The following is a 13,573-nucleotide window of genomic DNA, read 5'->3' as shown; positions in this document are numbered from 1 at the left end:
GGCTATTCGTAACATCCCGAGGGAGGAATCAAATTTCCCTTTTTCTCACGGGGTAACCCCCAGAGGGTACTTCAAATATCCTCTTGGATCTTGTGTATATACCGAGGGGTCAAGGTGTCTCCCCTTGTGGTTTTCAAAATATCCCGAGGGGTAGACAAAATTTCCCTTCTGCTCTTGCGGTAACCCCAAAGAGTACGGAAGTAACCCTCTTGGTTATTCGCCACATCCCGAGGGGTAGACAAAATTTCCCTTCTGCTCTTGCGGTAACCCCAAAGAGTACGGAAGTAACCCTCTTGGTTATTCGCCACATCCCGAGGGGTAAGCAAAGTTTCCCTTATGCTCTTGCGGTAACCCCAAAGAGTACGGAAGAAACCCTCTTGGCTATTCACCACATCCCGAGGAGTAGGCAAAATTTCCCTTCTGCTCTTGCGGTAACCCCAAAGGGTGTTTCAAATATCCTCTTGGATCTTGTGTATATACCGAGGGGTTAGGTCGTCTCCCGTTGTGGTTTTCAAAATACCCCAAGGGGGAAGCAAAATTCCCCTCGGGTTGACGAAGCGGTCGAAATTGGAATGATAACCCCAAAAATCCTACTTCAAATGATTTAAATAAAGATTCTTGGCGATTTTAAGCCTAACATTTGGCCAAAAAAAGGATAAAATCCTGCCAAAAAGTTTTTAGTAGTTCTTTGATTTTGGCAGGATTTTATCCCTTATATACAAAAGTCGTTTATATTGGGCTTTCCTGTTGGTCGCTTCCGGGAGAGACCTTCTTGCGCGTCATATTCAAGAATGTATACCCTAATATCCCCGCTAAAAAAGACGTTACCAATATGGATAACTTGGCTTCTGCAATATGTAGTGCATCGTTGAAGGATAGGAGGGCAATGAATATAGACATCGTGAAACCTATTCCGGCCAACAATCCTACGCCAATGATATGCTTCCAGGAACTTCCCTCGGGAAGGGCACTGATTCTTAATTTGGTGCAGATAAAAGATGTGAGCAAGATACCGATCGGTTTTCCCAACAGCAATCCCAGTGAAATCCCCAATCCCAAGGAAGAGGTTAGTCCGCTGACCATCTCGCTTTCAAAGGTGATATTCGTGTTGGCGAACGCAAAAAGCGGGATGATTAAAAAATTGACGGGTTTAGTCAGTGCATGTTCAAGTCTTTCTAACGGTGATTCAATATCGGTATCGTTCGTGGGTATTGTCATAGCCACCAATACCCCTGCGATAGTGGCGTGAATGCCTGAATGATGAATGAAATACCAGATAAATACGCCCGGTATCAGGTAGAGATAAGGGTTTTGTATGTTTAACCTGTTCATACTCACCAATACGGCCATGCCCACGGCAGCGTACATCAGGTACGTCGTTTCAAGCCCCGAAGAGTAAAAGAGGGCAATAACCAAAATAGCGATCAGATCGTCGACAATAGCTAAGGCCGCCAAAAATATTTTAAGGCTTCCCGGTATTTTATTACCTAACAAGCTGATGACGGCTAAAGCAAAGGCGATATCCGTAGCCATCGGGATACCCCAGCCGCCGGCAGTTTCTTTTCCTGCATTCAAGCTCAAATAAATCAAAGCGGGCACAACGGCTCCCCCTATGGCACAAAGAATAGGTAGTGATGCTTTTTTAGGAGAGGATAGCTCGCCTTCAACAATTTCCCGCTTGATTTCTAACCCTACAAGAAGAAAGAAAATAGCCATAAGACCGTCATTAATCCACATCAGTACGGAATAGCGCAGATGAATATCTTCATTTTCAAACCCCATCTGATGGTCCAGTAGATTCTGTAAATTCTGGGCTAAAGGGCTATTGGCTAAGATAAGTGAAAAGACTACACAGATAAAGAGAAGGATACCACCCGCATTACTAGATTTGAAAAAATCTTTGAACACGTGTGGGTTGATGAGCTGATTCATGGCTGTTTTTTATATACGGTCTGTTTTATAATAGTCCGCTAAAATAGAGAATTTTTATTATTTTTATGCTATGCACGTCCTTGAACCTTTTATTCATTTTACGTTGGATTGGTATTGGGTGCCGTTAGTAGTGCTCTACACGGGTGTGATCAGTGCCATATTGATTGAGAATAGGAACCCGACAAAGACCATCGCCTGGATATTGGTTATTGTCTTTTTGCCGGTTTTAGGTTTGGTGTTTTATTATTTCTTCGGACAGAAATTTGTCAAGGTCCAGAAAATCAAGAAAATCAATAAACAGCAAGCCCTGCGATTAAAGCATCAATGGGAGCTGCTGGAGCCGGATATGGAGCTTTTTATCCGGGATATTTACGATAGGATCGGCGATCTTTCCCGGGTCTTCCGCCTCATGAAAAATGAAAGGCTATCGTCGCCTACCTTGGATAATGACGTTCGGCTTTTAATCAATGGAGAGGAGAAATTTACTTCCTTGAAAGCTGACCTGGCGCAGGCTCGTCATTCCATCCACATGGAGTACTATATCTTCGAATTGGATCGGATAGGGCTGGAAGTGCTAAACATATTGGAGCAAAAGGCCGCAGAGGGCGTCGCCGTACGTCTCATTGTCGACAGCTTCGGATCGCCCGAGCTTGTCAAGTATATGCGTAGGACGAAAGAGAGCAGGATACTGTTTCAGGCTTTCCTGCCGGTTACCTTCACCTCCCTGGCCAACTCCAACTACCGCAACCACCGTAAAATAGCCGTTATCGATGCCTGTATCGGCTATGTGGGCGGGATAAACATCTCAGATCGTTACAGCAATGACCCGAGTCTGGGCAATAAAGTCTATTGGCGTGACACCTCGGTTCGTGTGGAAGGACTGGCTGTCAACATGCTTCAGATCAGCTTTTGGAATTCGTGGAATCAGACCGAGGGCGAGCCGTTTGTGTTGGAGGAAGGTTACCTAAGGATTATTCGAGATCGGGGCAGAGCAGAAGGAGAGGCGAGTGTGGGCTTTGTCTCGTGCGACCCGGCTTCCCGGGGACCTTTTAATCTGGAGGCCCTGTTGATGGCGATAGGGGAAGCCAATACGAAGATTCAGTTGTGTACACCTTATTATATTCCCGGGGAAGAATTGGAGCGGGCCTTGATTATTGCCGCAGCCTCGGGAGTAGAGGTCGAATTGATGATCCCTGAGCGGTCGGATTCGAACCTCGTACATTTTGCTTCCTTTTCGTATTTGAAGCCCTTGCTGGAGCGCGGTGTGAAAGTATACCTGTATAAGAAAGGGTTCCTGCACGCGAAAACGGTCAATGTAGACGACAAGCTGGCCTTTGTAGGTACAGTGAATCTGGATATCCGCAGTTTTTATATCAACTATGAAATCGCTGCGGTCGTGTCCGATAAGCAGATGTGCAGGCAGATCAGCGATCAGTTTGAGCTGGATAAATTAGATAGCCATCATTTCACACTGAAAGAATGGCAGAAGCGTCCCCGGTGGAAGAGGGGGCTGGACTCCGTATTCCGACTCTTGGCTCCGCTGTTGTAATTTCTGATTTTTAATTTTACTTTTGAGTAGTAGGAGGGTCTTACTTTTAGCTTAAACTGATCTGATTGATGAAAAGAAATAAATTTGTTCTGTTCCTGATTTTTATTTTGTGTGCCTCATATACGATAAAAGCCCAAACGCTACCTACGATTCCTATAAATACAGTCGTTGAACGGGTGCAGAAGTTTTTAAATGTCTACCCGGTTGAAAAAATCCACCTTCATTTTGACAAGCCTTATTATGCGGTGGGTGATACGCTTTGGTTTAAAATGTACCTATACCATAACCAGTTGGAATATTTACCCAGTAAAATCGGCTATGTCGATATCATAAACGGAAAAGATTCATTAATACAAACCCTTAAAATTCCTTTAGAAAAAGGAGTAGGCAAGGGGCAATTTGTTTTGGACCCGCAGATTATCAAGCAGGATAATTATCGCTTTCGGGGTTATACCAAATGGATGATGAACTTTGATCCGGCTTATTTTTACAATAAGATAGTCACCGTGGGTGATGCGATTAATAAAAAATTGTCGACAAATATTGAATATGTGTCGCATGGTAATAAGACCAAAGCCACGATACAATTTAGAGATAGTAAAGGAGCGTTATTGGGACGAAATAAACTGACCTGGGAAACGACAGATGGATGGGATCCTTTCGACAAAGGGCGGGAAGAGACGGATGATATGGGAAGAGCGACGATTACGTTTTCAACGAAAGACCGGGAGCTGTTAAAAAAAGGAAGGCTCATCGTTAAGCTGGAGGGCGAGGGAAATCTTGTCGGTGATTTCGCGTTGAAACATGCGATCTGGGATGCTGATATGCAATTTTTCCCCGAAGGGGGCGACCTGCTTGCTGGACTGGAAAAGAAGGTAGCTTTTAAAGCTGTGGGGCAAAATGGTAAAGGTCTGACAGTAAAAGGGAAAATTATCGATTCGAAGAAAAAGACAGTAGCCGAATTTGCTGACTTAGGGTTAGGTATGGGCTATTTTAAAATGACGCCGGAAGCTGGCCAGGTGTATAAGGCGGTGGCCACCTTTGCTAACGGCGAAGAAATGACTTTTGACCTTCCGGAGGTCAAAGAGGAAGGTGTTAATCTCATCGTACAGGATAATAATGCCGAGTCGGTGGGACTAACTATAACAGCCAATGATGCAGCATTTTCCAAGGTGCAAAATACGGCTTTTTATATTTTTGGGCAGCTAAATGGCCATTTGATATATGGTGCACAGGCAACGCTTAAGAACCCTTCTTTAACGATCCGTGTGCCCAAAGCGAATGTTCCGAATGGTATCATGCAATTTACGTTGATGAGCCCGCAGGGAAAGGTCTTAAGTGAACGGTTGGTGTTTAACTCTTCGGGTGAATTATTGACCTTAGGGATCAAGACCGATAAGGCCAATTATGCCCGTAAGGAAAAGGTGAAGTTGGATATTACTAACCTAACGGCTGAGAAAAGTGCCAGTACGCTTTCGGTAGCCGTTATTGACGATGTGAAGGTGCCGTATGATTACCATAAGGAGAATACGATTATCAGCGATCTCTTACTGACATCGGACCTGAAAGGTTATGTGGAAAAGCCATCTTACTATTTCGATCCGGAGGTGGAAAATAGGCAGGAGGCACTCGACGCGCTTTTGATGACGCAGGGGTTCAGACGTTTTGACTATAATGACTTGGTGGCAGAGAAGCTGCCGAAGGTGAGCTATCTGCCCGAGCAGGGAATTAGTTTATCGGGTACACTTTTTCTGAATACCGGACGACCTTATCCCAATGGAGGATTGTTGCTTTCTATTCCGTCCCGGGCTTACCGCAAGGATGTGTATACGGATCAGAAAGGGCGGTTTGCGTTTGAAGATTTGGTTTTTACCGATTCGTCAAAGGTCAATATCAATGCGAGAGGGAATGATAATTACCGGAATCTGGTTATCAATATGGATCAGACATTCTATCCCGCTGTCGATGAACGTAATCCGTATACGGCTAATGAGGTGTTGAATATCGACCAGCAACTGACTTCTTACTTGGAGAATAGTAAAAATGAATACCGGACGTCGATTTTGATCGATGAGGTAGTCGTGAGCCGGACGGTGCAGGTTTCCAGAACGAGCAAGGAGTTTTCTTCCCTGTCGGGGTTGTCGATGGCGGATCACCGGGTGGAAGGGGACAGGCTGTCGGGCTGTAATGTATTGACGATGTGTCTGAGCACGATGTTGACGGGCATTACGTATGACAACAATACCTTGAAATACTACGTGACCCGGAACTATAATCAGGGTTCCCGCGTACCGGTGCAGTTTTTCCTGAATGGTATGCCTATCGATGAAAATACGCTGAATTCTATACAGCCTTTTGAAATCGAAGCGATTGAAATCTTTTTGCGGGATGATTTGGGTACAGTCAGCCGACTGTATCAAAATGATGGTGTCGTATCCATTATTACCAAAAAAGAGAAGCCCAAGGGCCCTCGCATGACGCTGTCGCAAATTGAGGCCTTGATCCCGAAAACGAATATTATTGATCTTTACCCCTTAGGGTATATTAAGGAACGTACTTTTTATATGCCCAAATACGATACACCGCAAAGTAAAGCGACGAATGATTACCGGACGACGATCTATTGGAATCCAGATGTGCAACCGGATGAAAACGGACAGATCAGTCTGGAGTATTATAACGGGGATGGCAATGGTAAATATAAAGTTATCGTAGAAGGGATGGACGAGACTGGCCGGGTGGGGCGGAAAGAATTTTATTATAATGTCAACTAACCGGAGGGTGTGTTTACTCCACTATCGTGCGGAAAGTTAAGTTGATCCGGGGAAGTTTTATGCGTTTGGTGGGTGGAAGGCTGTGGAGCCAATGGGATTGTGTTGTGCCTTTCATCACAAGTAGGCTTCCATGCTCTAAGGTCAATTCTACTTTCGCTTTCGTTTGTTTGTGCTTAAAAGCAAACTTGCGTGCTGCACCCATGCTGAAAGAAGCAATAGCCCCGTCTTTTTTTAAGTCCGTTTCCCCATCGCTATGCCAAGTCATTCCTTCTTCGCCGTTGTGATACAGATTTAAGAGGCATGAATTGAAGGTCTCGCCTGTTTCTTGTTCGATCAGGGTTTTAAGTGACACTAGCTCTTCCGTCCACGGTAAAGCATATTTGGTAGCGTTGGAATAGGTATAAGCGTAAGGCTTTTCGCCGTACCATGCTACTTTGCGCTTCGTAACGATTTTCTTTCCAAATATAATGGCCTCGTCATTCTTCCATAGAATGGTTTCCAATAAAACATGCAGATAAAAGTCAGCTTTTTCTTTCGATAGTAATTTGCCGTAATAATTTACCTCACCGTCCTGCGGTAGGTAATTTGTCGCTTTATCTGTCACCGGATTAAATAAGTCCATAATTTATAAGAATGAAGTTATGACGAGAACTATACCTATACCCACGAGCCCCCAGTAAGCGTACCGAAAGAATGTCATATCCTTTAACCGATGGTTTGCATATCTTCCTAAGAAAATCGCTGGAATGGTCGTCGTTAAACACAGGGCGAAATATGTGGTAACTTCGGTGTCAATAAGTCCTTTGATAGCATACCCTACGACCGTAATAATGCTAATGGGCAAAAAATAAGCCTGTAAAGTAGCCCTGAAATGTTTTGCACTCCATTGTCTTAAATTGCCATAAACAACCAAAGGAGGACCATTTAATCCATATGCGCCGCCTAAAACTCCCGATAATACCCCGCATCCGAAAAGCCAGAGCATATTGTCGCTATGGAGCTTTTTTGTGTTTTTCCCGAAAAGTGAGTAAAGGGCATACAGTATGATGAGTGCCCCAAGTCCTATTTTGATCCACAGCTCATTTCCATATAGGAGAAGGGCTATACCTAAAGGAATGCCAAGTACAGCATAAAAAATCAGCCATTTTGCGCTACGGAAATGAATCTTCTGATGATCTTGTATGACGATGATTAACGCAATGACAATGGATAGCATGACTGATAAAGGTACAGCAGTTTCTATAGGTAAAAAGAGAAGGAATAAGGGTACTGCTATTAGTGATTCGCCGAAACCCAGGGTAGACCTTACAAATGAAGCGATAAAACTGATGATAAGAATAAATAGTATCGTTAACGTCATGCTTATACAAAAATAACCATATTTCGACAATTAACTTACTACTTCACAAACATTGTATGGAGGCGTGGGGTAACAAATCAACTATACTGTGGATATATAGAGGACACCAAAACGTCTTTGATTATGAAACAGTACATTTACTTTATTTGTTTCCTTTTTATACTTTCAGCTCTGCGTCTCAACGGACAGGGATTGCCTGGTATAGGAATAGGAGCAGGCTATCAGATGCCCGTGACGAAAGAGAGCCTTTCACCCGCTTTCGGAACCCAACTGCATTTTTATTATCCTTTCTTTAAAAAAGGAAATTTTAGTCTCGGATCTGCTATAGGAGGGGATTACGCTTTTTCGGAAGGAGCCTCTCCCTTTTCCCGGTCGGGCTTTGCGGTAGACGAAAAGTTCTCTTCAAGCCTTTTTGAGAGCAGCAACAGTTCTTCGGGACAAAGCAATTACGGATGGCGGATAGGACCACAGGCTAATTTTCAAGCCGGCAAATTTCTGCTGTCTGGAATTTTACAAACCGGACAATCATACTGGAAGCAGGCGGATTATCGATTAGAACAAGAAATTTCAGGTGCAGCGGGTGCTCCGGTCCGCAAAGAAATATATGCCCGTGAGGAAGTTAGGTCCTCCTCCTGGTTGGTCTCACCCCGATTACGGATCGCTTATCCGCTTTCGGATAGAATACAGATATGGACAGAAGGCAGCCTGATAACTTCCCAAATGAAGGTCAAGGAAAGAGCCTTGGGACTTCCTGAAGGAACGGTGATCAATGGGGAAACCTATGGAAATTTTGTCGAATCAAAGTCTATTGATCGTGAAACAGAAGAAAACTGGAACATCTCTACTGTACAGCTGGGGCTTAACTTTCAATTGGGTAAAACAAAACGTCCAAAAGTGGCGAAGAGCAAAAATCCACTTTATGAAGGTGAACAAAAAGGTGATAATCCACTATTTGAAAGTAAAAAGCTGAAATCTGATGAAAATCCGGACAGGAAGCGGATTTTAACTGCGGTGCTGCCCAAGAACAATGCCCGGTTTTCGCAAGAAAAGCCGGTCAAAGAGCTACGGTGGCAACTCCTCGGGAATAAAATTCCTTCACCGAAATATATTGTTGAGCTCCAGCGTGTGGATGCTCAAGGTCGCCCGGCACAAAGCTATCATACGACATCCGAAGCATTGTCCGTCTCCATTGTGCAAATGGCCAAAGGTGCCTTGCCCGATGGTATGTACCGTTGGCAGGTGCGAGAGGCGAGCACAGGTTTGGCGTCTGGTCCTCAATTTTTTTCAGTAGGCAATTGTGATATACAGTTTCGCATAGAAAACGATACCATTACCTGTATGGGTTATGAAGGAGAGAACAGGAAATACAGAATATGTTTTAATTCGGTGTATTCCAGCACGTCGGGCGATCTGACCTATGCACAGCCGGGCTCTGGTCTCAACTTATTTGATCAGGGATACAATGCATTGAGCTATACCTTAGTCGCACCCAATACAACCTTACAGACACAGCTGGGCAGTACATCGTCCTCGGTACAGTATTGTGTGGAAGTGCTCGTGCCGCCATCAGTGACCAGTATAGGCATTGGGCTTCAGGGAGATGATCTGGATCCCAGTCCGATCTTGTGCCAGCCGGGTGTTGCTTTGTCGCTGGACAGCCTGCCGGAATGTATCTGTAAAGAGTGTGATGAACTGACCATGGACCTTCAAAATATGCAGATCACGCCGTATAACGGACAGGGCAATCAATTTCAGTTTGCTGGTGATTTAGTAGCCAACCATCCGTTATATGCTGTCGAAGTACAAGTATTGTCCTTTGCGTATTCAGCACAGCCAACACCATGTTCGTCGGGCGTATCTATCCTGGAAGAATCGGGCATGATATTGCGTCCCGGTACGACCATCAATTCCAGCACTGCCCTGCAATTTATGAACAGCACCGCTAACCCGAATGCAAATGGGAATGCTGCCAAGGTTATTAAGTATCAGGCTGGCAGTGCGATGACGGGCAATATACCGGTGAATGTTATCGTTGGTCTACCTGGTCCGTTGGCGGGATTTGATGCTTCCTGTTGCAGGCTGAATTATGAAGTTTGCTTCCGGGTGGTGGTGTACTATGATGAGAATACCTGTAAGTCGTGTGTATTCACGAAGTGTTTCCAATTTGACAACCAATAAATCTTACGATCATGAAACTGTTATTATCAACTCTACGAATATGCGGCCTATTGGTCTTGGGGCTACTGATGAATAGGCAAAGTGTGGCACAGACGGTATCGCCTCCGATACCGTCACAATTGCCACCGGCAATTACTTTAACTCCCGGCAACAATACCGCGACTTGCTCGCTGAGCGGCGCTGCGGTCACGATCAGCGTGCCTAAAGAAGCGCTGACGGGCGACAATATCCCTTTGAATATCCAGGTGCCGGGCACATTTGGGGCAAACTGCCAAACACGTGTCACCGTCACGGCGAGCTCCGGTCTCGAATTTGTCACTTCAGAGGCGGTTCCGGTTCAGGCGGTAGGGGGCAATGTGTTCGAAACCGTAAACCCGTTGCCCGGTAATGAGAGCCGGAATTTTAATGTGCATTTCAAATTCCCACCTTATGTGACGTGTAATGGTACGGTAGGTACGCTTACGGTAAAGGTGGAAGTGAACTGCAATGGAACTATCACGGAATGTGAGCAAACCGTGAATGTCACTGGCCGTGCGGCGAACTATTGGACTGTACACCAAGAGTTTTTGGGCGGCGACCTGACCTGTGGAATATCGCGGTGGCGGGTACTGGTCTTGCATTATAATCCGAATCCAACAGGCTTGGGTACCTATCGTATTGATGGTACACTTTTCGCCGATCCCAATTTACAGATCGTATCGGGAGCGACCCATACGGTGAATATATTGACTTGGAACCCGGGGCAGGCCTACAACTCGTATGAAGTCCTGGTGCAGAACTGTACCCCGGAAGGTTCTACGATTACCAATAATGTCGATATTGACCTGCGGTTGGGCGACGGTGGCAATGGCAGTTGCGAGACGATGCAAGGTACGCTCACGTTGACCTCTCCATCCATGGTCAGCCCCAATGCCAGTATATCCTTTACAAAGCAGTTATCGGGCGACCCCAGTACATACAACCTGTCGCCGGGTTGCGATGGTCGATATGTTATCGGTATCAAGAATAACGGGAATGTACCGTGGACAAATTTTGTTGTCACGGATGTCCTCCCGTCGGGCATTAGTTTGAATAACGCCATTTTTGGCGGAGCTATAAATACACCAGTGGGATGGAGCTGGAGCCAGTCGGGCAATACGGTGACCATTACAGGTACCAATGTCGTGCTGGATCCCAATGAATCTGCTGCGTTGTATATCGCTTTTACCATTGATCCGGCTGCTAATCCGGGCGACATGATCACCAATACAGCGCAACTTAGCTACCAGGCTGCAATAGGTGGCGGCGGTGGGTCGTCGGGCGGTGGCAATACGACTACTTCCTGTCCCAATATAGATTGTCCGGTTATTGTGGATACCATTCAAAACACGGAAGCTTCGACAACTTTCGAAGTAGAGGCTCCACGTGCTATTCCTTCGATTAAAAAATGTATTATTGACCCACCGAATGCATTTAACCCACCCTTATATACGGTCGGAAATACCATACGTTTTCAGATTAAGGTCGGTAACCAAGGCTCTGGACCGCTGACGGCGACAATCAACGATGCTTTGGGTGCCGCGGCAAGCCAAAATCTGCAGATCATTCCGGGCTCTATAGCGTACACGTATTATATGGGCGCGAGTACAAGTGTCACGTCGGCGAATCAATGTAACAATTATTATGGAGTGGCACCAGAACCGACTATTCCTTCTGGCTTAGTCACGGCCTCTACCTCGGACCTGCAGAACCCAAGTTTTGTCATTACCAATCTGCCGGGGCAATGTGAGTTTACCAAAATGAATGTATTGGTCATCACCTTTGATGCGTTGATTCTGCCACAGATGCACGGTGGAAAGATCAACAAGGCGGTATTGACCACGCCGGGGCAGAACGATTTGCAGTCGCCGGTGGCTTATACAATAGATGCGGATGGGGGCTTGATTGTCAACAAACGTGCAGATCAGGAGATTGTTGAAAATGGCCAGACCTTCAATTACATTATCGACATCACGAATATTGGTAGTGTGCCGTTGAATAACATCACACTGACGGATAATCTGCCGGACTGTGTGCAGCGGTCGGGTGATATCCTGATAAAGGATGCGTTGGGTAACACGATTACGGGATATACACTTACCGGTAATATGCAACTTAATCTGCCGCCTGCGGCACAAATTATGCCGGGGGAAACAACTACCGTGACGGTACCCGTACAGAAGGTGTCGGGTGCAAATTGCTGTAACGTGACAGTCTATGCCACGGGACTTATGGTGAATGAGGGTCAGGCATTGCAAGAATCCACTTTCGGCAGCGAGCTGGAACCTGCAGCCTGTGTGCGCAGTGTGGAATGCTGTGATGTGCCGGGCTTTGAAGCGCAGTTGGTACAAAGAGACGGTCATTTCTACCTGCAATTGACCGGAGGTGCTGTGCCCTTGCAGGAAGTGGATGTGACTATGCTCGATTTTCATGTGGAATATAGTTCGCCCGATTGTAAGCCGGCCAATATGGGTATATTCGGACAGCTTTCGACGACAACAACAACGTTGGGTGGTCTGGTATTGGGCAATGGACCGATGCCTGCCGGAAATCTTTCGTGGGGATTGGGGACTGCATCGATCGTCAATGGCGTCCTCGAACTCGAAATTACGGAACCGGGTATTTTGGATATCCCCTGCTGTGATTTTGAGCTTACATTCTGCTTGAAGGTGCGGGTGAAAGATGTAAATTGTAATGTTTGTGAAAAGACTATCTGCTATACTGCTGAACCGACGGAACCGCCTTGTGATTTGGCGAATCTGGAGATCACGAGTCCGGGACGGATCTGTCCCGGTCAGCCACTGACATTTACCTGGTCTGGTGGTAGTCCTTCAGGAGGCGTGGATATCTATCTAATCAACTCGGTTAATCCTACGGTATATCATGTCATCGCGACCGGAGTGAGTAATGGTACGAACAGCTACAGTTTTACTCTACCTGCAAATTTCCCTTGTGAGGGTAACCAAGTATGGCATATCGTTATCAAAGATCCCAAATCAGATTGTCAGATCATCAGCAAGCGGTTTACGGTAACCTGCTGTGAACCGCGGTGCGACTGTGGAGAATGGTTGAGTCGGGACATCAAGATTACGCAGGTGATTGCTGCCGATAATGGCAATGTACAGTTTGAAAGCAGCAGAAGCATCTTGCAGAAGGCGGCCAATATCAACGTAGGACTGATCACGAGATGCGGTGAAAAAGTCCGGGTGAATAAAGGGTCTTATGTATTGACGGCACCTAACTTTGGATGCACACCGGAAAGTTGTACGGCCACTTATCGTTGGGAAATACAACGTGTGGGTAGTAATCAGGTGATAACGGGTACGGGGAAAAGCTTCCCTTATCAATTTGCGGAGAATGGTGTGTATAATATCAAGATTATTCCGATATGTGGAGGTAAGGAGTGTGAACCTTGTCAGATTCAGGTGCACGTCGGTCGGATAATCGGAACAGTCAATCCGGATCTTCCCGTCGACTGGGGTAGGAGGGATTCGTTGCGGTAGGGACGTTTAGTTGCTGAAAGGTTACCGTATTGCATAGAGAAAGCCAATGTGTTGTCGCATTGGCTTTCTTTTTATATTTTTTTGTCAATTTTCGTATCTGAGGCACTTATATTGTTCCAATAACTGTTCTCTGTTTAGCAGGCGAACGGACGAATCTATATGTGCGACTAAGACAGTTCGGGGTATATGGGATTTTCCAAGTAATGCATTTTTTGACTGATTAGGTTTGCCAATTCCCTGACTACAAAAACGCTATCCC

At 45.7% G+C, this 13,573-nt stretch carries 8 protein-coding genes; 4 read left to right on the top strand and 4 right to left on the bottom strand.

Annotated features, from left to right (window positions below):
* Window positions 1–71: 71 nt before the first annotated feature.
* Window positions 72–410: a hypothetical protein gene (locus tag G5B30_RS12700; protein ID WP_165320371.1), complete on the bottom strand. Its 339-nt coding sequence runs from the start codon at window positions 408–410 to the stop codon at window positions 72–74.
* 319 nt (window positions 411–729) lie between these two features.
* On the bottom strand, window positions 730–1,932 hold the full coding sequence (gene nhaA / locus G5B30_RS12695; protein ID WP_165320370.1) for a Na+/H+ antiporter NhaA: 1,203 nt from the start codon (window positions 1,930–1,932) through the stop codon (window positions 730–732).
* Between the two features lie 70 nt (window positions 1,933–2,002).
* Between nhaA and cls the strand changes: the two genes are divergently transcribed.
* Together cls and G5B30_RS12685 are read left to right on the top strand one after the other, a co-directional pair.
* The gene (cls, locus tag G5B30_RS12690; RefSeq protein ID WP_165320369.1) at window positions 2,003–3,481 is read left to right on the top strand and encodes a cardiolipin synthase; all 1,479 of its coding nucleotides are present in this window, start codon (window positions 2,003–2,005) and stop codon (window positions 3,479–3,481) included.
* Between the two features lie 68 nt (window positions 3,482–3,549).
* Window positions 3,550–6,255, top strand: coding sequence for a carboxypeptidase regulatory-like domain-containing protein (locus tag G5B30_RS12685; protein ID WP_165320368.1), 2,706 nt, complete (start codon window positions 3,550–3,552; stop codon window positions 6,253–6,255).
* Window positions 6,256–6,268: 13 nt separating this feature from the next.
* On the opposite strand, the gene G5B30_RS12680 is transcribed toward G5B30_RS12685, so the two are convergent.
* Complete coding sequence (locus G5B30_RS12680) at window positions 6,269–6,877, bottom strand: alpha-ketoglutarate-dependent dioxygenase AlkB family protein (protein WP_165320367.1); 609 nt, start codon at window positions 6,875–6,877, stop codon at window positions 6,269–6,271.
* A gap of 3 nt (window positions 6,878–6,880) precedes the next feature.
* Entirely contained in the window at window positions 6,881–7,615 is a 735-nt protein-coding gene (locus G5B30_RS12675) for a sulfite exporter TauE/SafE family protein (protein WP_165320366.1), read from the bottom strand.
* Window positions 7,616–7,738: 123 nt separating this feature from the next.
* Here G5B30_RS12675 and G5B30_RS12670 point away from each other — a divergent pair, with 123 nt between their 5' ends.
* Both G5B30_RS12670 and G5B30_RS12665 read left to right on the top strand, forming a co-directional pair.
* A complete protein-coding gene (locus tag G5B30_RS12670) occupies window positions 7,739–9,793 on the top strand; it encodes a hypothetical protein (RefSeq protein WP_165320365.1) in 2,055 nt (684 codons plus the stop codon).
* An 11-nt stretch (window positions 9,794–9,804) separates the two neighbouring features.
* Window positions 9,805–13,314, top strand: coding sequence for a Ser-Thr-rich GPI-anchored membrane family protein (locus G5B30_RS12665; RefSeq protein ID WP_165320364.1), 3,510 nt, complete (start codon window positions 9,805–9,807; stop codon window positions 13,312–13,314).
* Window positions 13,315–13,573 lie beyond the last annotated feature (259 nt).

The sequence above is a fragment of the Sphingobacterium sp. SGG-5 genome (genome assembly GCF_011043525.1).
Taxonomy (GTDB): Bacteria; Bacteroidota; Bacteroidia; order Sphingobacteriales; family Sphingobacteriaceae; genus Sphingobacterium.
This window is presented reverse-complemented; position numbering and strand designations above follow the sequence as displayed.